This window comes from Microbacterium oxydans (assembly GCF_026559675.1).
Lineage (GTDB): Bacteria > Actinomycetota > Actinomycetes > Actinomycetales > Microbacteriaceae > Microbacterium > Microbacterium oxydans_D.
On the sequence record NZ_CP092891.1, the window covers coordinates 101,338 to 121,196 of the forward strand.

Sequence of the window (19,859 nt, forward strand, 5' to 3'; positions counted from 1 at the left end):
ACCCGTCGCCGAGGAGCCCGAACCGGGCTCAGAGGCGTGCGGCGAACTCGTGGATGAGGCGCGCGGCGGGCTCGGAGTCGCTGATCAGGGTGCCGTGACCGTGGTCGGGGATGACCTCGAGCTCGGCCCCGGGGATCGCGTCGAGGATCTCACGGCACCAGCTCATCGGGGCGAGGGGATCGCTCTCCCCGCGCAGCACCAGCACCGGGCACTCGATGCGCACGAAGGCGTCTTCCGGCTCGTGCACGATGGTCGCGCGCATCTTGCGGATCAGGTGCGGACCGCCGCGCAGGTACTCCCGGGCTCCGCGCCAGATCACGAGCGGCCGCTCGCCGACCAGGTCGGTCAGCAGATACCGCGCCTGGGCGCCGATGTTGCGGGCCGCCTTGTTCACGGTGGGGCCCGCCAGCACCACGCCCTCGACGAGCTCGGGATGCCGGGCTGCGAGCTCCGCGGCGATCTGGCTGCCCATCGAGTGGCCGATCACGACGACCGGGTCCGCGTCCACGTGGCGCAGATAGGCCGCGACGAGATCGGCGTGCCGCTCCATGGTGAGTGTGCGGGTCGGCTCGGGCGCCTCGCCGAAACCCGGCAGGTCGAGCGCGATCACGCGACCCTTCAGGCGCTGTACGACGTCGAGGTAGACGCTGCGGCCCATCCCGATGCCGTGCAGCAGCAGGTAGGTGTGCGGTCCCTCGCCGAAGCTCTCGGCGATGAGCGTCGCACCGCCGTGCTCGAATTCCAGGAGGGTGGCGATGGTGCCCTTCGGGGCGAGGTAACTGGATGGCACCCCTCAACGCTAGCCGAGCATCCTGCGCCTCTTTCTCAGGGGCGTCCCGCTCTCAGCCGGCGGGCGCCAGCACCAGCGTGTCCGCCGTCGCGCCATCCACGGCATGGGATGACCAGGCCCACGGCGTCTGCACGCCGACCGCCCAGTCCGCGGTCTGGTCGATGTAGTGCTCGTGGAAGGCATGGCCGGATGCGCCGGTGAGATGGTTCCAGGTGGACGCGTCGAAGTCGGACAGGTCGATCACCATGCGCATGGACGGCACGGTGGTCGTGGCGTAGGAGGTGCCCAGATCCCACCCGGTCGCGTTCACCACCGAGGCGCCGCCGCTCACCGGGAAGGGTCCGCGGTTGAACAGGGCCTCGATGGGGGCGATGCCGGAGGAGCCGAGCGTGTCGCTGGTCAGGGTGATGGCGTGCAGGTCGCCCCAGTTCCAGCGCGAGACGATCGTGCCCTGCAGTGCGGAGAGCTCGTCGTACGCCTCTTCGGCCGAGAGGGCGAGCATGGCATCCATCCCGTCCACGTCGATCTGCGGGTTGACCCACAGCGGATCCGCCGGGTCCTCGAGCATGTCGGCGACCACGGTGAACAGTCGTCCCTGGCCGTCGATGGGCAGGGGCTGCTCGCGCTTCCCGAAGATGTTCTGCACGAGGTTCGACCACAGCACGTTCGCGTACGCGGCCGCCGCGGAGGACGCGGTGTTCTGGGCGTCCCAGGAGAGCAGCAGCTCGACCGCCTCCGTGGGCCCGGCACCGGACACCGAGACGTCGCTCATCGCCGTCGCCAGATGCTTGCCGATCCACATCTCGTCGTCCATCTGGATGTCGCGCATGTCCTGCGCGGTCAGCGGTGCCGTGGCGGCACGTCGCTCGATGAGGTGGGCGATCCGCGCCGCGCGGTAGCCGTAGTCCCAGTCGCGCGAGAGGAAGTAGGAGTAGTCGTCGGTCACGATGGCGTTGTTCGCGGTGACGATGTACCCGGAGCCCGGGTTGTAGGACACCGGCAGCTTCTCGAACGGGATGAAGCCCGTCCAGTCGTAGCTGCTGTCCCAACCCGGCTGTGGCATCCATCCATCGCCGGCCCCGCGGATCGGGAGTCGACCCGGCGTCTGGTAGCCGATGTTTCCGTCGGTGTCGGCGTAGATGAGGTTCTGCGCCGGCACGTCGAAGAGGGATGCGGCGTAGCGGAAGTCCTCGAAGTCCTGGGCGGTGGAGAGGGCGAAGATCGCCGTCGCCGTCGTGCCGGGATCGAGCGCGGTCCAGCGCAGGCTGACGGCGTACTCGGTGTCGTCGGCCGGGGCGGGGAGCGCGGTGGGGGCGTCGGTGCCCTCCTCGAGCGCCGGCTCCGGATCGTCGGCGATGGCGGTGAAGTCATCGGTGAGCCCCGAGATGATGGGGCCGTGCACGGTCGAGCGGATCGTCAGCTCGATGTCGTCGCCCCCGGCGACCTTGATCGTCTCGGTGCTCTGCTCGAGCGGGACGAGCGCGCCGTCGCGCCAGTACTCGTCGCCCTGGATGCGCTCGACGTACAGGTCGGTCACGTCGGTGGTGAGGTTCGTGAACCCCCACGCGACCTGCTGGTTGTGGCCGATCACGATGCCGGGGAGACCCGAGAAGGAGAAGCCGCCCACGTCGAACGGGCAGTCGTCGTCGACGGTCGAGCACTTCAGCTGCACCTGGTACCAGACCGAGGGCAGGGACGCGCCGAGGTGCGGGTCGTTCGCGAGCAGGGGCATGCCGCTCTCCGTGAGGTTGCCGGAGACGACCCAGGAGTTCGAGCCGATGCCTTCGCCGACATCGCCGACGAGCTCGCTCGCCGCCTCGATGACGTTCGCCGTCTCCTTCCACTCCACGGTGGTGGTCGCCTGCTGGACCTCGTCATCCGACGGGGACGGCGCGAAGGCCGCGGGCTCGGCATCGGTCCCGAGCGCGGGTACCGTCGAGATCTTCGGCACGATGACCGGGTTCTCATCGAACGGGTAGTCGGGATAGAGCTTCGCGAGGACGTCGGCGGTGGCGGCCGTATCCGTGCCGTCGCTCAGATCGGCGGCCAGCAGCGACCGCTCCGTCTCGTCCTCGATGTTGCCGCGGAGGTCCCAGGCCATGGCCTTCAGCCAGGCGACCGAGTCGGCGGGCTGCCAGGGCTCGGGGGCGTAGTCGGGGTTCTGTATGCCGAGGACGGCATACTCGAGCGACAGCTCTGCTCCCGAGCGCGAGGCGAGGTAGGCGTTGACCCCGTCGGCGTAGGCCTCGTAGTAGCCGCGCGTGGTGTCGTCCATCGCCTCGACCTCCGCCTCGGCGACCTTGCGCCAGCCGAGCGTCCGCAGGAAAGCGTCCGTCGCGGCCTGGGACTCGCCGAACATCTCGGCGACGCGGCCGGCGGTGACGTGCCGGCGGAAGTCCATCTCGAAGAAGCGGTCCTGCGCGTGCACGAACCCCTCGGCGTAGAACAGGTCGTCCGTCGAGTCGGCGGTGATGGTCGGGATGCCGAGGTCGTCGCGCTGCACGGTGACCTCGGATCGGAGGCCCTCGAGCTTCACCGTGCCGGTGGTCTGCGGGAACGAGCGCTGGATCGTCCAGGTCACGAAGAACGCCGCCGCCACCGCGATGACGACGAGCCCGGCCACGACGAGGAAGGCGATCCGGCCGATGCGGACGCCCAGGGAAGGGCGCGTGGGTACGGTGGACTCCTGCGAATCGGTCGTCATCGTCGAGAACTCTTTCGGGTAGACAGGTGGAACTCAGTCCCACCGAGCCCCAGTGCGCGTTTCAGGGTCGCGCTCTCGCATCATATCCGTCCGGCGGGCCGGGCGCCCCGGTCCGCTCACCCGATCAGGCTCGGCTGCAGATCGCGCAGGGTGCGACGGTGCGTCATCCGCGTCACGCCGACCATCGCCAGCAGCAGCGCGCCCACGAGCCAGGCTCCGAGCACCGCGAGGTCCCAACCGGCGCGGGCGTAGTCGCCGCCGTACATGAGCTGTCGCATCGCATCCACGACATAGCCCAGGGGCAGGACGTGGTGCAGGGCGGCCAGTGGCGCGGGGAGCGTCTGCCAGGGGAAGGTGCCGCCGGCGGTGACCAGCTGCAGCACCATGAGCACGAGGCCGAGGAACTGCCCGACGGACCCGAGCCAGACGTTCAGGGCCAGGATGATCGCCGCGAACGTCGCCGACGCGAACACCATGACGCCGAGCGTGCCGAGCGGATGGTCGAAGGTGAAGCCGAGTGTGAGCGCGAGGATCCCCATGAGCCCGAGCATCTGCACCGCGCCGAGCATGGCCGGTGTCAGCCAGCCCGCGAGCGTGATGCGGACGGGGGAGTGGAGCGCGGTGATGGCTCGGCGGGAGATCGGCTTCACGATCAGGAACAGGGCGTAGATGCCGATCCACGCCGACAGCGCGGCGAAGAACGGGGCCAGGCCGGCGCCGTAGTCCTCGGCGGAGGCGACCTTGTCGCTGGACACCTTCACAGGGTCGGCGATCGTGTCGGCCTGCAGGGAGCGCAGCTCGGGAGTGGATGCCGGGATCGCCTCGACGCCGTCGGACAGCCCGTCGCGGAGGTCCGCCGTGCCGGATGCCAGGGTGGCGAGTCCGTCACGCAGCTGCACGGCGCCGTCGTTCGCGGCGGAGGCACCCGTGGCGACCGTGCCGGCGCCGTTCGCCAGGTCCGAGGCCCCGGAGGCCAGCGAGGCCGCGCCGGTGGCGAGCTGGTCGACCTTGCCGACAGCGCTCTGCACCTGCGTGTTGCCCTCCTGCAGGCGTGCGCCGAGCGGATCGAGCTTCGCGAGGACCTGGTCGATCTCCTCCGGGGTCAGACCCTGTTCCGCCAGGGCGTCGGCGATGTCGGTGCGCACCTGGGGCAGGGCGTTCGCCGCCTGCTGGACGGCCGCGCCGGCACGATCGGCCACGTCGGCGAGCTGCCGATTGCCCGCGCTCACCTGCTGTGCGCCGTTCGCGAGCGTCTGCGCACCGGCGGCCAGCTTGGCCGTGCCGTCGGCGAGCTGCGCGGTCCCGTCGGCGAGAGTCGAGCTGCCTGAGGCGGCCGTGCCGGCGCCGTCGGCGAGCTTGGTCGCGCCGTCCGTCGCCGTGATCAGGTTGTCGCGCACGTCGCTCAGGCCGGTGAGCAGACGTTCCGCGGCCTGACTGCCGACCATCTCGGCGACGGAGCTGCGGATCTTCTCTACGGCCTGCGTGCCCATCGACGACGCGAGGTAGTTGTTCGCATCGTTCGTCTCGAGTTCGATGCGGGCCTGGTGGGGATCGTCGCCGGCCGCGGACGTCAGCGCGGTCGAGAAGTCCGCGGGGATCGTCACGGTGAAGTCCACGTTCCCGTGCTGCAGCGCGTCGGCCGCCTCGTCCGTCGTCATGCGCTGCCAGTCGAAGGCATTGCCCTCGATCAGGTTCTCGGCGACGTCCTCGCCGTAGTTCACGATCTCGCCGGTGGCCGGCTCCGTTCCCGTCGTGGGCGCGGGGGCGCCCTCGTCGTCGACCACGAGCGCCACCGGGACCTCGGGGAACTTGGCGTAGGGATCCTGGTTCGCCCACAGGTAGAGACCGCCGTACAGGATCGGCACGCAGACCAGCGCGATCAGGGCGATGATGCCCATCTTGCTCGCGGTGAGACGCCGGAGCTCGGCGGCGATCATGGCGGGAACCTTCATCGCACATCTCCGTTCTCGTTCGCGGCGGGCGCCTCGGGGTCTTCGTCGGACTCTTCCGGGGCTTCCGGTTCTTCCGGGTCTTCTGCTTCTTCGAGACCTTCCGGCTCCTCGAGATCCGGAGCGGCCTCGGCCTCGGCCGCCGAGCCGGTTCCGATCTCGGCCTCGACCTCGTCCGCGGGACCGGTCTCGATCTCGCCTTCGGTGCCGGCTCCGGAGTCGGGTTCGGCCGCTGCATCGAGCACCAGGGGCTCGACCGGGCCGGAGGCGTTGATCGCCTCGAACTCGTGCATCCGCTCGAGAGCGACGGCCGCCGAGCCGCCGATGATCACCAGCATCGCGTAGCCGCGGTCGGCGAACTCGCCGGCGATGCGCCACCACCCGTCCGGGCTCCCGCCGTGACGGTCCGGGGAGACGAGGACGACGCCCTCCACACCCTTGCGCAGGACGGCGAGTTCGCACAGGATGCGGACGCGCGCGGCGGGGTCGATGTTGCCGATGGGCACCGAGGCGAGCTCCGCGAAGCCCAGCTGCGAGAGCCAGCGCCGTGCGTGCAGCGGGGTGGCTCCGAGGCCCGCGAACATCAGCTCCTCGCCCACCACGCCGGCGAGGGCGATGTCGGGATGCGGATCGCTGACGCCGGGGGCGTCGACCAGGGCGACCCGTCGCCGCAGCGCCTTCGGATCGGTGGTGCCGTCGATGCTCACCTGCCCGGACTCCGGTCGCATGCGTCCGCTGGCGATCAGCCCCAGCACCGTCGGGCGCTGCTCGGTCTCGGCGAGGGCGAAGCGCACGGCTCCGGTGTGGAACTCCAGCGACATCGTGGGGAGGGCCTGCCCGCCCCGCCCCTTGCTCACATCCTGCAGGGAGATCTTCATGCGCTGACCTTCTGGTCGTGAACGGAGGCGGTGGGGTCGGGGGTGGAGGCGGTGATGTCGGGATGCGCGGCCAGCAGCTCGTCCGACTCGCGCCAGGACAGCCCGGCGATGCTCAGCACCGTGCGTACCGCGAGGTCGGCGGCTGCGGAGCTGGAGGCATCCGTCCGGGACACGACGGTGCGTGCCATCTCCTCGATCAGGCGGGCGAGGGTGGGGGCGCTGAGGTCCGTGCGGAAGCTCCCGTCGTCCTGGCCGCGGCGCACGAGTGCGGCCACGGTGCGCCGGAGCGGGGCGAGGGCGGCCGCGGTGTGCTCCACGTGCGTCTCGTCGAGGGCCAGTGCGGCGGCCACCTGCACGTGCGCGGCCTCCTGCCAGAGGAGGGCGGCGAGGCGGGCCAGGGCGAGGCGGGCGTCGGTGTCCTCGACAGATGCGGCGATGGCGTTGAAGCGCTGGGCTCCGCTCGAGATCAGCTCGCGGATGAGGGCGTCGCGGTCGTCGAAATGCCCGTACAGCGTGCGGCGCGAGAGCCCGGCGCTGCGGGCGATGACGTCGATGGAGGCGTGCGGGTCGACGGCCAGGGTCGAACGCGCGGCGGACAGGATGCCGGCGCGGTTCTCGACGGCGTCGCGGCGAGGTGCACGAGTTGTCATTCCTCCATGATAAGAATCATGCACACATCTGTGCAAGATAATTCGGAGTACTCACAGAATTCGATCGAACGGGGCCCTCCCGGCTTCATGCGAGGGCGATTGTGTTATGTTACGCGTTGCGCGCTGGCGCAGAAGCGATGCCGGATCGACGCGGAAACGCGGGGTCGGATGGTGTCGGACGAATCGAGCGGGGGGACCGCTGTGTTCGAAGGAGGGTGTGACGTGGCAGGCATCGATGGTGCGCTGGAGCACAGGACGATGAGCGAAGACGTGTACCGGAGGATTCGGGACGCGATCGTGAACGGTGAGCTGAGGCCCGGCGAGACGATCCGCGACTACGAGCTCGCGGAGGATCTGGGGACGTCGAGGACACCGGTCCGGCATGCGTTGGCCCGTCTCACCGAAGCGGGACTCGTCGAGATGCAGCGCAACCGCTTCACGCGGGTCGCGCCGCTCAAGCTCGACCGTATCCGTGACGCCGTCGCCCTGTTCGGAGACATCTGGATCGGCTCGGTGCGTCATGCGATGCCGCTGATCCGGCCCGACGACGTCACCTATCTGGTCGAGCTGACCGAGGACATGTCCGTCGCGGTCCGCGAGCACGACGTCCCGGCTTTCGGCCAGGCGCTGCGCACCATCGCCATGGGCTTCGCGCGGATCGAGGGCAACACCACGCGGGTGAGCGTGATCGAGTTCCTCGGCCCCCAGATCCGTCGTTTCACCCAGCATGCGCGTGGTCTGTTCGACTGGGAGGCGTCCGAGGAATCGACGGTCGCGATCCGTGAGGCCATCCGTCAGCGCGATGCAGCCTCGACGCGGGCGGCGATCGTGACCCTCTTCGACGTCGTGCTCCCCCACATCATCGACCGTGCCGAAGGGCAGGCCGAGGCGCCGCAGGCGTAGAAGCAGTTCGCGCCGACGCCCGTGTTCCGGGCGTCGGCGCGATGGTTCGGTCGGAGCCGAGAGTCAGTCGGTGCCGGAGTCGAAGGCCGCACCCTCGGATGCCGTGTCGACGGCATCCGCCAGGGTCTCGTCGGCCTCGGAGACCGAGCCGTGCACGGACTCGGTGATCTCGGCGGACTCGCCGGCGGTCACGCGGCCGACGAGCTCGCCCGTCGCGCCGCCGACGAGGCCGAGGCCCGCGTACTGCTCGAGGCGTGCACGCGAATCGGCGATGTCGAGGTTGCGCATGGTGAGCTGGCCGATGCGGTCGACCGGGCCGAAGGCCGCGTCGCCGACGCGCTCCATCGACAGCTTCTCGGGGCCGTAGGAAAGGTTCGGCGAGACGGTGTCGAGGATGGTCCAGTCGTCGCCGCGGCGCAGGCGGATCGTCACGCTGCCGGTGATCGTGAGGCCGACCCAGCGCTGGATCGACTCGCGCAGCATGAGCGACTGCGGCTCGAGCCAGCGGCCCTCGTACATGAGGCGGCCGAGGCGGCGACCCTGCTCGTGGTACGTCGCGAGGGTGTCCTCGTTCAGGATGCCGTTGACGAGACGCTCGTAGGCGATGAACAGCAGCGCCATGCCCGGAGCCTCGTAGATGCCGCGCGACTTCGCCTCGATGATCCGGTTCTCGATCTGGTCGCTCATGCCCAGGCCGTGGCGTCCGCCGATCGTGTTCGCCTCCTGGACCAGCGCGACCGGGTCGGAGAACTCGACGCCGTTGATGGCGACGGGGCGGCCGGCCTCGAACGAGACCGTGACGTCTTCGGACTCGATCGCGACCGACGGGTCCCAGAACTTCACGCCCATGATCGGGTCGACGGTCTCGAGCGACACGTCGAGGTGCTCGAGGGTCTTCGCCTCGTGCGTCGCGCCCCAGATGTTCGCGTCGGTCGAGTACGCCTTCTCGGCGGAGTCGCGGTACGGGAAGTCGCGGGCGACGAGCCAGTCGCTCATCTCCTTGCGGCCGCCGAGCTCGGTGACGAAGTCGGCGTCGAGCCACGGCTTGTAGATGCGCAGCCGCGGGTTCGCGAGCAGGCCGTAGCGGTAGAACCGCTCGATGTCGTTGCCCTTGTAGGTGGAGCCGTCGCCCCAGATGTCGACGCCGTCCTCCTTCATCGCGCGAACCAGCAGCGTGCCGGTGACCGCGCGGCCGAGGGGCGTGGTGTTGAAGTAGGTCTTGCCGCCCGAGCGGATGTGGAAGGCGCCGCAGGAGAGGGCGACGAAGCCCTCCTCGACCAGGGCGGTCTTGCAGTCGATCAGGCGCGAGGCCTCGGCGCCGTACTCGAGCGCCCGGCCCGGGATCGACGCGATGTCGTCTTCGTCGTACTGGCCGAGGTCGCCGGTGTAGGTGAAGGGCACGGCGCCCTTCTCGCGCATCCACGCGACGGCGACGGAGGTGTCGAGTCCTCCGGAGAAGGCGATGCCGACGCGCTCGCCGACGGGCAGGGACTGGAGGACCTTGGACATGCCCTCCAGTCTATCGGCGGGCGGCGTGTCGCCCTGTCTCGCCTCAGACGACGTCCACGGTGACGCCGAGCGCCGCGTACGTGCCCATCGCGCGACGTGCGCCGTGTTGTCTTCGACGAGGAGAGCCACTGCGGCGCTCGTGTCGAGGAGGAGGTCAGCGCTGGTCGGCAAGGCGGAGCTCGCGGACGTCGTCAGGTGTGAGCGTGGTGCCGGAGGCTCTGATGACGAGCCGCGCGTCCTTCTCGATGAGGTTGTCCGGAGCGCTTCATACCCGGCATGCGCGCAGGGTCGATCGATACATTGCTCTCATGCAGAGAGCGCTGACCCGGAGATGGTGGTGGTTCATCGCAGGAGGCGCGGTTCTCGCCGTGCTCGTCGTCGTGGCGGTCCAGGCCTTCCGGGGGTCGACGCTCGCGCGGCAGGACATGGCGGCGCACCTGGCGTTCCCCGCGACGTATCACGCCTTCGAAGAGGCCTCGGAACTCGCCGGGTTCACACTCAACGAAGACGGCACCGCCGAGGTGTCGGCGTTGATGCTCGGGTCGGAGGAGCGCAAGCTCGATGACGGGCGCGTATGTCTCGACGGCGACGTGATCCCGGTCAGGGGGGACGCCACCTGGCGGACGGACGATGGGGGCTGGGTCGTCATCGAAGCGGGTGAACGGCGTACGCGGTTCAGTCAGGACGATCCGTTGTCCATGGGCTGGGGCTGGGGGAAGGTGTACGTCCTGACTCCCTGCACCGAGGAGTACACGGCGACGTTCGTCACCCCGGACGCCGACTACTCCGACTGAGCGACATCCTCGTGACGCGCCACGCGCAGCGGCGAGAAGAGGACGATCGCCGCCGCCGCCACGAACACGACCACGCTCACCCCGATCGTCACGCGGTAGCCGAAGACGGTCGCGAGACCTCCGGCGATCAGGGCACCGACGAGGAAGGCGACGCGGTTCACGGTGCGGATCGAAGCGTTCACCCGGCCCTGCATCTGGTCGGGCGCGACGGCCTGGCGGTATCCCATCTCGTTCGGGTCCTCTAGCCCCATCCCGAGACCGAACAGGAACTGCCCCACGCCGAGGGGGATCGCCACGACGAGGAGAGTCGAGTCTTCGGCGTGCGGGATGACGAGGACCGCCGTCCACGCGAGCGCTGAGAGGAGTCGCCCTCCGAGGACCGCCCCGCCCACACCGAATCGTCGACCCGCGGCCGGCGCGAGGAGCGCACCGAGCGGGCCCCCGACGCCGCCCATCGCGAGCACGGCGCCGAACATCAGCGCGCCGAGGTCCAGTTCCCTCAGCGCATACGGGGCGAAGGCGGTCAGCGCGATGCTGTTGCCGAGGAACCAGACGTTGATCGAGGCGGCCATCGGGGCGAGCGTGCGGTGGGAGTAGGTCCAGCGCAGGCCTTCCATGATGTCGTGGCCGATATGGCGGCCGTCCGTCCGGCGTGCCGCTTTCGCCTCCTCGACGCGGATCCGGCTCAGGAGGACCGCGCTCACGAGGTACGCGACGGCATCGATCAGGATGGCGAACGGTGCTCCCAGCCAGCCGACGAGCGCGCCGCCGAGCGCCGGTCCCGTCGTCTGGGCGACGGTGCCCGCCTGCCCGAGCCGAGCGTTCGCGGCGACCAGCTGATCGCGAGGGACGAGGCGCGGGAGCATCGGCTGCGCGGCGGAATCGGCGATCAGGGTGAGCGCGCCGAACAGCAGGAACAGGGCACCGAACGACCACACCGTCAACGTGCCCGTGAGCCACAGCACCGGCACGAGCGCGAGCGTGAGAGCGCGGCCGATGCTCGCCAGGACCAGTGCCGGCTTTCGCCGCCAGCGGTCCATCAGGGCGCCGACGATGAGGCCGAACAGCAGGTAGGGCACGACGTTCGCCGCGTTGAGCAAGCCGATCTCGAACGGGGAGGCGTTCAGAGTCGTGACGATCAGCACCTGGAAGGCGACGGCGGTCACCGCGCCGGTGAAGGCGCCGAGCGTCGAGGAGGACCAGAAGAGGGCGAATGCCGGAACGCGCAGCACCTCGGCCGGTCTGTCGCTCATCCCCGCTCCGCTCCGTCCGCCCGTGGCTTCTGTCGTCGTCGTCATCCTATTCACCGGCTCCCCGCGGCCGGGTGCGGCGAGAGGCACGTGCAGGTGGGAGAGTGGCCCCACGGAGGTAGACATGGGCGGAGCAGTGCTGTGGGGTGCGGTCGCGGCGGCGCCGCTGTTCGTGGGCGCCGTGCTGGCCCTGCTGCGGAAGTGGCCGCCGCGCTGGCTCGGCATCGTCCTGGGCTTCGGCGCCGGTGCGCTGATGGCCTCCATCGCCTTCGAGCTGTGGGAGGAAGGGCTCGACCTCGCCGGCCCGATCCCGCTCGTGGTCGGTGTCGCGGCCGGGGCGCTCAGCTACTACATCGCCGACCGCATCCTCGATGCCCGTGCCGCCAAGAAGAAGCAGCAGGCGGGCGGCGGCCAGCTCGCGGTCGGCGCCCTGCTCGACGGCATCCCGGAGCAGCTCGTGCTCGGCATCGGACTCGCGTCCGGAGAGCCCGTGAGCATCGCGCTGGTGGTGGCCATCCTCGTCTCGAACCTGCCGGAGTCGATCGGCTCGGCGGCCGACCTGCTCGAGGGCGGCATGGCGAAGTCGCGGGTGCTGCTGCTGTGGGCCGGCGTCGCCGTGATCTGCGCGGCGGCGACCGTCGCGGGCTTCGGTCTCGCCAGCATCACCGGCGACGAGTTCCGGTCGGCCGCGAGCGGATTCGCCGCGGGGGCGCTGCTCGTGATGCTCGTCGACTCGATGATCCCCGAGGCGCAGTCCAAGGCCAAGGAGTCGACCGGCCTCGCGACCGTGCTCGGCTTCGCGCTCGCCGCGGGGCTCGCCCTCGCCTCCTGAGCGACGGCGCTCGACGACGACGGGGCGACGCCGGCGCGTCAGATCTTCCCGCGGGAGGAGTCCCGTCGCACGCTCCGGCCGGAGATGCTCTCCACGCTGAGCGTCAGCGGGAGAACCCGATCCTCGCCCGCCCACGGATGCACGCGCGCGACGATGGCGGCGGCCTCGTCCTCCGCTGCGCGGGAGAGGGTGCCGTGCGCCAGCACGCTCCATCCGGTGCTTCCGAGCGGATCGTGATAGTCCACCTCGAAGGAGACCTCCGCCGGCTCTCTCGTCAGCTCGGCCAGCAGGCCGTCCGGCGAGGTCCGCAGCAGCAGCTCGTGTCCGGAGACGGCGAAGTTCACCGGAAGGATCTGCACCCGCCCGCCGTGGACGAAGCCGATCCGCCCGATCGTCGTCGTGGTCAGCAGCTCATAGGACTGCTGCTCGTCGAGTTCTCGGATCATGCGCGCACCCCTTCCCTCCGGCGTCAGGCTATCCGGCGGGGGACGCACCATCAAGGGAGTCGCCGGATGCCGGGAGCGGCGGCCCCGCCACCCGGCGGACCGGCGGCATCGGATCGGCCCCGGCTGGCGGGTTATCCTCGGGTGCGGCGTGGGGAAGGCTGGCTGGACGCTGCCGCGCAGGCGGCCGGACAACCGCGAACAAAGGAGTTCCGATGACTGACACGAACCTGGGCCGACCGCCCTTCGACCCCGAACTCGAAGCCGCACTCGTGCTCGCCGGCGCAGAAGTGCCCACCACGCTCACGCTGGAGATGATCCCGCTCATGCGTCAGTCGGTCGTCGGCGGCGAGAACGAGATGGCCGACCTCCTCGCCGCACGCGGATTCGTCTCGCGCGACGTCACCATCGAGGGGCACGACGGCGATGCGATCATCGTCTCCGTGGTCGAGAAGGAGGGGCGGACGGGCACGGGCCCCGGGTTCTTCCACACGCACGGCGGCGGGATGATCGTCGGTGACCGCTGGCTCGGCGTCGAGGGGCTCCTCGGCTGGGCGGAGCGCTTCAACGGCGTCATCGTGGCCGTGGAGTACCGACTGGCCCCCGAGTTCCCCGATCCCTACCCCGTCGAGGACTGCTACGCCGGTCTGCGCTGGACGGCCGACCACGCCGAGGAGCTCGGCATCGACCTCGACCGCCTCCTGATCACGGGCGGCAGTGCCGGGGGAGGGCTGGCCGCCGGCACGGCACTGCTGGCGCGTGATCGCCGCGGGCCCGCCCTGGTCGGGCAGCTCCTCCTCTACCCGATGCTCGACGATCGCGATGAGAGCGTGTCGACCAAGCAGATCGACGGCGTCGGCCTCTGGGACCGCGCGTCGAACGTGATGGGCTGGACGGCGCTGCTGGGCGACCGCAAGGGCACCGACGACGTCTCGATCTACGCCGCCCCCGCACGCGCGACCGATCTGTCCGGTCTGCCGCCCGCGTTCATCGACTGCGGCAGCGCCGAGGTGTTCCGTGACGAAGACGTCGCGTATGCCTCGAAGCTCTGGGAAGCCGGCGTCCAGGCCGAGCTCCACGTCTGGGCCGGAGGCTTCCACGCCTTCGAGGCCTTCGCCCCGCAGAGCGCCGTCGCGCAGGCCATGCTCGCCGCCCGCGACAGCTGGGTGAACCGCCTCCTCGGCTGAGTCCGCTCCACCCTCCGGGGTCGTCCGTCGACCCCGTAGGGTGGAATTCCCGCGCGATGGAGCCCGACATGCAAGATCTGCTGGGGCGGCTCACCGCCCTCGACCCGGATGCCAGCGAGACGCTCAAAGTCGTCTCGTACTTCGACGCCCTCGTCGCGCGCTCCGTCGGCATCGAGAGCATGCTGCGGGGCGCGGCCGTGCTCAGCGGGGCGACCGTCGGCCAGCGCGACGGTCGCCAGATCGTGCGGGTGCGCGCCGACGGAGTGCGCATCGATCCGGTCGAGCCCTCCTCGGCCTGGCCGATCCGGGAGAGCGGTCCGGATTCGGTCGCCTGGATCGAGCGCGAGGGCGAGCCGCACACCAACGACGCGATGATCCTCGAGAGGCTGGCCCTCGCGCTCGGCATCATCCGCGCCCGGCGTGCGGTCGGCCCGGAGAGCGCGGTCGAGCTCGCCATCAGCTCCTACGCCGGTGCGGATGAGCGCGCCGCCGCGCTGCCCCGCCTCCGGATCGCCGCCGACGCCCTCCGGCTGGTCGCGTCCCCGCCGGATCCGGCGCCGCTGCCGCAGCATCCGTCGGCCGTGGTCGCCACCCGGCACGGACTCACACGCGCGACGATCCTGGACGCTCGGACGGATGCCGTGCAGGCGTGGCCGGAAGGATCGGCGCTGCGCCTGGGGCTCGGCACCGCCGGGCCGGGCGAGCGCCTCCCGCAGTCGTGGTCGTCCGCGCTCGTGGCCGTGCGCCTGACCGGTCCCGCGGAGCCGGTGGTCGACGCCGCCGACCTCGGAGCACTGCTGCTCGTCGCGGAGACCGCCGACCAGGGTCCCCTCCATCCGGATGCCGTCGCGCTGGGCGGCCTCGACGAGCGCGGCCGGGAGCTGCTCGACGCCGTCGCCGAGGAGCAGAGCGTGCGAGCCGCGGCGCTGCGTCTCGGGCGGCACCACTCCAGCGTGCAGGAGCGCCTGACCGCGCTCGTGGAGACCCTGGGCTACGACCCGCGGACCCCGCGCGGACACGCACGCTACGTCCTCGCCCGGATGCTGCTCACGCTCGGCTCGTGAGCTGCCGTCGGGTCGGGGTCGGGGTCGGGGTCGGGGCCGGGGCCGGGGCCGAAACGGAGAGGGTCCGCGCGCGCGATGGCGTGTCGTCGTCCGACCCGCCGAAGGACGCGAGGTCGTTCCGGGTTCTCGCCCCGAGACCCCCGGCGCTCACTCGAAGCCCGGGTACTCCTGCAGCTTCGCCTCGAACTCCGCGCGGTCGGCCTCGCTGAGCACGCCGCTTGCGATCACCACGAGCTGCAGGCCCTCGAGCGGCTCTCCGGTGCGCGCGTTCTGCGCCTCGCGGGCGGCCCGGAAGCCGCCGTCCCGATCGTTGGAGAGGTCGTAGATGTTGGCGTAGAAGCGCAGCGGATCGGGGTAGTTCTCGGTGTAGTACTCCCAGGTGGTCTGCGTGCGCGGGTCGTCGCTGCCGTAGAGCTTCGCGATCATCGCCGAGTCGATGCCCGACCCCGCCGGATCGTTGAACGAGTAGAGGTCCCACAGCCCGTGCTGGACGACGACCTCGTTGATGACGGCCATCACCTCGAGCTTGCGGTCGTAGTCCTGGATCGGCTCGGTGGTCGCCCAGCCCGACGAGGTGAACTCGACGAGCATCGACTCGCCGCCGTAGCCATTGCGCTCGGGCCGCAGGTCTTCGTCGCCCACCGGCGTCCAGGTGTAGCCGAACTCCTCGGTGAGCCGCGTGCGGATCTCGGCGAACAGCGCCTCGGACTGCGCGCGCACCTCCTCCAGCGACTGCTGCGAGAGCGTCTGCTGCGGATCGGTCCCCTTGATGCCCGGATACGCCTCCGCGTGCTTCTGCTCGGCGGTCTTGGTGCCCTGGTAGTTCCCGGAGGCCGAGGTCTGCAGGGCACTCATGCCGCCGACCGTGGCGACGTTGAACAGGATCGTCACGACGAGCGCGATCGCCCCCAGCATCCGCCCCCGAGGCGAGAACAGGGCGGCGATGACCGTGGCGACCACGACCAGCTGCAGGGTGAGCATCGTGATGCCGTAGAGCAGGTCGGTGCCGCCGGCGATCAGGGTGCCGAGCAGGATCAGTGCGAACAGGATGGCGGCGGTGAGGGCGATCCAGCCGAGCGCGTTCGCCGGCTTCTTCGGCTCCTGCGCCGGTGCCGCGACCGGAACGGCCGGAGGCGGGGTGGGGCCGTTCGCCTGGCGCCGCGCACCGCGGTAGCCGCCGGGAGGGGGCACCGGTGGTGCACCCTCGGTGTGGGACACGTAGCGCGCCCGCTGCTTCTCGGGGTCCATCACCACGGCTTGTCCGTCCCCGAACCACCCGGGTCGTCGCCCTGCCGCTGGTCGCGCTCCTGCGTGCCCTGCTCGAGCTTGTCCTGGAGGCCCTTCAGCTTGTCCTCGGAGGGCTGCTCGTCCTCACCGGGCTGCGGTGGGGGCTGGGGCTGCTGTTCCTGCTCCTGCTCCTGCTGCTGTTGCTTCTGCTTCAGCCGGTCCTCGGTGCTGTCGAGGGAATCGGACATGTCGCGCTGCGGATCGGAGGACTGCTGCTGCGCCTCCTCGGTGTGGCACTCCTCGGGGGTCTCGACCGTGACGGTCAGGGCCTCGCCGTAGAGCTGGGTCGCTGTCGCGCCGTCGCCGTCGGCGCGCGCGGCGTCGCCCATCCGCTCGATGACCAGGGCGAGGTTGATGCGCACGCCGCACACCTCCAGTCCCGTCGCGAGGTCGAGCGCCTCCTCGAGTTCCGCCCTCGCCTCGGGCAGCTCCTCGGCCGCCCCGAGTGCCGTGCCGATGTTGAACGGCGCCTTGTACGGCTCGAACCAGTTCAGGAAGTCCAGGCCCCGTGCCGACGCCTCCGAGCCCGCGAAGTCGTCCACCACATAGGCCGTGATCGCCTGATGGGCGAATGCGTACATGCTCAGCAGCTTGCCGACGAAGAGCAGTGCGGCGAGGGTGAGCGGGAGCGTCCCGATCGCGACCCAGCGGCGGACACTGCGGCGGCGACGGTTGGACCGCAGGAGCGCGGCCGCCCGGTCATCCGGAGCCGATGCTCCGACGGGCCCGAGATCGGGGCGTGTCGAAGAGCCCGTCACACCCCACCCCCTCACCGTTCGACGGCCGCGGTGCTGGAGAAGAGCGGTCCTCGGAGCGGCACGACGAAGCGCTGAACATCCTATCCGCGGAACCTCACGGACTCATCCAGCCGGCCCCGGGTCCACCCCGGAGCCGGCCGGATGCCGTCGGGCCTACTTCGACATCCGCAGGGTGAACTGGGACGCGGTGGTCGGCGCGGTCGTGCAGGTGTTCTGGATGAACTCCGCACCGTCGGCGTTGCTGCCGCCGGCGACGAAGAGGCACTTGCCGGAGTGGGAGGCGAGGAGCTGGCTGTAGCCGCTGCCCGCATCCTTCAGACTCCACAGCAAGTGCGGCTCATTGGCGCACGTCCACTGCAGCACCTTCGCGGCGTCGGCCTGGCTCTGGCCGGAGACGGCGAGGCAGGCTCCGGTCGCGGCGTTCTTCAGCTGGAACCGGCCGTCGGCCCGCGGAACCATCGTCCAGCGCTGCGAGGAGGCCCCCGAGATCGTCTGCTGGACGGTCTGGGCGGCGGTGCCGGACACCCCGAGCGCCTTGCCGCTGCCGCGGGCGACGATCGTGGCCTGGCCGGCCGCGCGCAGCGTGAACTGCGAGGAGGTCGCGGGCTGGGCCGCGCAGTCGTACTGGACGAACGGGGTGCCGTCTGCGGTGTTGCCGGCCCTGAGCGTGAGGCACTTGCCGGAGTGCGAGGCGACGAGCTGGCTGTAGCCGTTCCCCGCATCCTTCAGGCTCCACAGGAAGTGCGGCTGGTCGGCACAGGCCCATTGGAGCACCGGAGTGCTGTCGGCCTGGCTCTGACCGGAGACCGCGAGGCAGGCTCCGGTCGCGGCGTTCTTCAGCTGGAAGCGACCCTCCGCCTTCGGGATGACGGTCCAGCGCTGCGACGGCGAGTCCGTGATCGTCTGCTGGACGGTCGCGGATGCCGTGCCGGACACGCCGACCGCCTTGCCGCTGACGGGGGCGATGATCGCGATCTGTCCGGAGGGGAGCGCGGCCGCCTTCTGCACGGCGAGGACCGCACTCGTCGCGGTGTTGCCGTCGCCGTCCCGCGCGACGACCGTGTACTGCAGTGCGCCCGCGGGCGCCGCCGTGTCGACGAGGTTCACGGCCGGACGGTTCCACCAGGTCGCATCGGCCGTGGCGGTCGCGACGGGAGCGCTCGTGTCGGAGCGGTGGAGCTCGTAGGTGAGCGTCAGGTCGTCCCGGTCCCAGTTGGCGGGGATGGAGACGCTCACGCGGCGGGCGTCGTCGGCGCTCTGCGTCGCGGTGCCCGTCCAGGTGTCGCCCGCGAGGCGCGGTTTGTCCTTCGCGCCTCCCGGAGGAGCGGTCGAGAAGCGCACGAGCCCTTCGAACTGGCCGTTGTTGACCGAGCGGAACTCCCCGCCGACGGAGATCATGTCGCCGGTGCCCGTGATCGACAGCCCGGCCTGTCCCATTCCGGTGGTGACGCCGACGGCCCAGTCCGGAGTCCAGGCGTACGGCGACGGTGCGGGCGTTCCCGCCCAGTCCTTGTACGCGGGGGCTGCCGGCTGGTGCCCCAGGGTTCCCCGGGCGTCGGCCGTGTACGCCTCGGAGTAGCGGTGCGTGCGCGGATTCTGCTCCGGGTGGAGGCCCATGGTGCTGCAGGCATGGGTGTGGCTCGTCGTGTAGACGACCTTCCCCGTGGAGTACACGCCGTAGTGATCGCCGAGGCAGTCCGCGATCCAGCGGACCTTGCCGGTGCCCGCCTCGGCCGCGAACGTGCCCTCGAGGTTGCCCACGTCGGCGTTGGCGTACACCCAGCCCGTTCCGTAGACACCGGCGGAGTCGGCCGCGAGGCCGAAGATCCCCGCCTGGCCGGCGTTGGCGCCCGTGTTCGATCCGTTCTTGACGGTCTTGGGCAGCTCCCACCCGGTGTCGACCGCGCCCGTCGCCCGGTCCACGGCGCCTATCCCGCGCAGGGAGGTGTTGCCGCTGATCTGCGAGAAGCGGCCGGCGATGACGACGTCCTTGCCGGCCGGGTCCATCACCATGGCGTCCACCTGCAGGTCGGTCTGCGGCGTCCACGGCAGCAGAGCGCCGTTCGAGGCATCGAACGCGGTGAGGTTCTTCCTCGCCGTGCCGTTGGCCTGCGTGAACTGTCCGCCCGCGAAGACGCTCGAGCCGGACGTGGAGAGGGCGTACACGCCGGAGCCGCCGATGGACGGGATGAATCCGGGCACCAGCTCGCCCGTCGTCGCGTCGAGGGCGGCGATGTTCCACCGGTCCTTGCCGTTGACCGAGTTGAACGATCCGCCGATGTAGATGCGGCTTCCGTCGGGTGAGGCCGTGACGGCCTTGATGACGCCGTTGACCTTGGGGGCGAACGGCAGCAGCGTCCCGGTGCCGATGTCGTAGGCGAGCACGTTGGAGCGCGCCGTCAGGGCGGTGCCGGGTGCGGCCTTCGGCTCCCGCGCGTTGTCGAACTTGCCGACGGCGTACACGGTGGACCCGATGGTCGTCTGCGCCCACACGTACCCGTTGTCGATCTGCACGGTCGGGATCGGATCGGACGTGACGACGCCGTCGTCGCGTTGCAGCAGGGGAGGTGGTGCCGGCGTCACCGCCGCCGTCGCTGCTCCCCCTCCGAACGAGACCAGACCGGCCGTGACGAGGACGCCGATGACGGCCCCGACGACTCCCTTGCGAGCGCGCTTCAGCGCGATTCTCTTCCCCATGATGTGCTTCCCCAGTCATCTGACGCCGACGCTCCGTCGGCGCGACATCGCAGCGCGATCCGAACCGTGAGAGCTTCCCCGAGAATGCTCATCTGAACCGGCCGGCGCGCGACTGCGAACCCCATGCAGCACGATAGCGCGCAATGCGTAACACAATACCATGG

At 70.5% G+C, this 19,859-nt stretch carries 16 protein-coding genes; 5 read left to right on the forward strand and 11 right to left on the reverse strand.

Translation table 11 applies throughout. The annotated features are described in order from the left end of the window. Positions 1-28 precede the first annotated feature (28 nt). The 5 genes from MME74_RS00535 to MME74_RS00555 form a co-directional block, all read right to left on the reverse strand. Positions 29-790 (reverse strand): alpha/beta fold hydrolase, encoded by a 762-nt coding sequence (locus MME74_RS00535; RefSeq protein WP_267416680.1) that lies wholly within the window; start codon positions 788-790, stop codon positions 29-31. A 52-nt stretch (positions 791-842) separates the two neighbouring features. Further along, positions 843-3,494: a penicillin acylase family protein gene (locus MME74_RS00540; RefSeq protein WP_267416681.1), complete on the reverse strand. Its 2,652-nt coding sequence runs from the start codon at positions 3,492-3,494 to the stop codon at positions 843-845. A 116-nt stretch (positions 3,495-3,610) separates the two neighbouring features. Then, positions 3,611-5,446: a YhgE/Pip domain-containing protein gene (locus MME74_RS00545; RefSeq protein ID WP_267416682.1), complete on the reverse strand. Its 1,836-nt coding sequence runs from the start codon at positions 5,444-5,446 to the stop codon at positions 3,611-3,613. Further along, positions 5,443-6,321 (reverse strand): hypothetical protein, encoded by an 879-nt coding sequence (locus tag MME74_RS00550; protein ID WP_267416683.1) that lies wholly within the window; start codon positions 6,319-6,321, stop codon positions 5,443-5,445. The genes MME74_RS00545 and MME74_RS00550 overlap by 4 nt, the downstream gene beginning before the upstream one ends. Then, positions 6,318-6,971 carry a TetR/AcrR family transcriptional regulator gene (locus MME74_RS00555; RefSeq protein WP_267416684.1) on the reverse strand — a complete coding sequence of 218 codons (654 nt, stop codon included), beginning with the start codon at positions 6,969-6,971 and terminating at the stop codon, positions 6,318-6,320. Before MME74_RS00555 ends, MME74_RS00550 begins: the two co-directional genes overlap by 4 nt. Before the next feature lie 222 nt (positions 6,972-7,193). Between MME74_RS00555 and MME74_RS00560 the strand changes: the two genes are divergently transcribed. Further along, on the forward strand, positions 7,194-7,874 hold the full coding sequence (locus tag MME74_RS00560; RefSeq protein ID WP_267416685.1) for a GntR family transcriptional regulator: 681 nt from the start codon (positions 7,194-7,196) through the stop codon (positions 7,872-7,874). A gap of 63 nt (positions 7,875-7,937) precedes the next feature. Here the strand turns inward: MME74_RS00560 and argG are convergent, their stop codons facing one another. Next, a complete protein-coding gene (gene argG / locus MME74_RS00565; RefSeq protein ID WP_267416686.1) occupies positions 7,938-9,383 on the reverse strand; it encodes an argininosuccinate synthase in 1,446 nt (481 codons plus the stop codon). A 308-nt stretch (positions 9,384-9,691) separates the two neighbouring features. Between argG and MME74_RS00570 the strand changes: the two genes are divergently transcribed. Further along, positions 9,692-10,177, forward strand: a complete 486-nt coding sequence (locus MME74_RS00570; RefSeq protein ID WP_267416687.1) for a hypothetical protein — start codon at positions 9,692-9,694, stop codon at positions 10,175-10,177. Here the strand turns inward: MME74_RS00570 and MME74_RS00575 are convergent. Then, positions 10,165-11,430, reverse strand: a complete 1,266-nt coding sequence (locus tag MME74_RS00575) for an MFS transporter (RefSeq protein WP_267416688.1) — start codon at positions 11,428-11,430, stop codon at positions 10,165-10,167. The two genes, MME74_RS00570 and MME74_RS00575, sit on opposite strands and share 13 nt — an antisense overlap. Positions 11,431-11,551: 121 nt before the next feature. Here MME74_RS00575 and MME74_RS00580 point away from each other — a divergent pair, with 121 nt between their 5' ends. After that, positions 11,552-12,259 carry a ZIP family metal transporter gene (locus MME74_RS00580; protein WP_267416689.1) on the forward strand — a complete coding sequence of 236 codons (708 nt, stop codon included), beginning with the start codon at positions 11,552-11,554 and terminating at the stop codon, positions 12,257-12,259. 38 nt (positions 12,260-12,297) lie between these two features. Here the strand turns inward: MME74_RS00580 and MME74_RS00585 are convergent, their stop codons facing one another. After that, entirely contained in the window at positions 12,298-12,705 is a 408-nt protein-coding gene (locus MME74_RS00585; RefSeq protein ID WP_267416691.1) for a pyridoxamine 5'-phosphate oxidase family protein, read from the reverse strand. Positions 12,706-12,917: 212 nt separating this feature from the next. Between MME74_RS00585 and MME74_RS00590 the strand changes: the two genes are divergently transcribed. Together MME74_RS00590 and MME74_RS00595 are read left to right on the forward strand one after the other, a co-directional pair. Next, positions 12,918-13,889 carry an alpha/beta hydrolase gene (locus tag MME74_RS00590; protein WP_267416692.1) on the forward strand — a complete coding sequence of 324 codons (972 nt, stop codon included), beginning with the start codon at positions 12,918-12,920 and terminating at the stop codon, positions 13,887-13,889. Positions 13,890-13,957: 68 nt separating this feature from the next. Beyond that, positions 13,958-14,953: a hypothetical protein gene (locus tag MME74_RS00595; RefSeq protein WP_267416693.1), complete on the forward strand. Its 996-nt coding sequence runs from the start codon at positions 13,958-13,960 to the stop codon at positions 14,951-14,953. 147 nt (positions 14,954-15,100) lie between these two features. On the opposite strand, the gene MME74_RS00600 is transcribed toward MME74_RS00595, so the two are convergent. From MME74_RS00600 to MME74_RS00610, 3 genes are all read right to left on the reverse strand, one after another. Then, positions 15,101-16,201 carry a hypothetical protein gene (locus MME74_RS00600; protein WP_267416694.1) on the reverse strand — a complete coding sequence of 367 codons (1,101 nt, stop codon included), beginning with the start codon at positions 16,199-16,201 and terminating at the stop codon, positions 15,101-15,103. Then, positions 16,201-16,998, reverse strand: a complete 798-nt coding sequence (locus MME74_RS00605) for a hypothetical protein (protein WP_267416695.1) — start codon at positions 16,996-16,998, stop codon at positions 16,201-16,203. The genes MME74_RS00600 and MME74_RS00605 overlap by 1 nt, the downstream gene beginning before the upstream one ends. Positions 16,999-17,151: 153 nt before the next feature. Continuing rightward, positions 17,152-19,695, reverse strand: coding sequence for an RICIN domain-containing protein (locus MME74_RS00610; protein ID WP_267416696.1), 2,544 nt, complete (start codon positions 19,693-19,695; stop codon positions 17,152-17,154). Between the last annotated feature and the right edge of the window lie 164 nt (positions 19,696-19,859).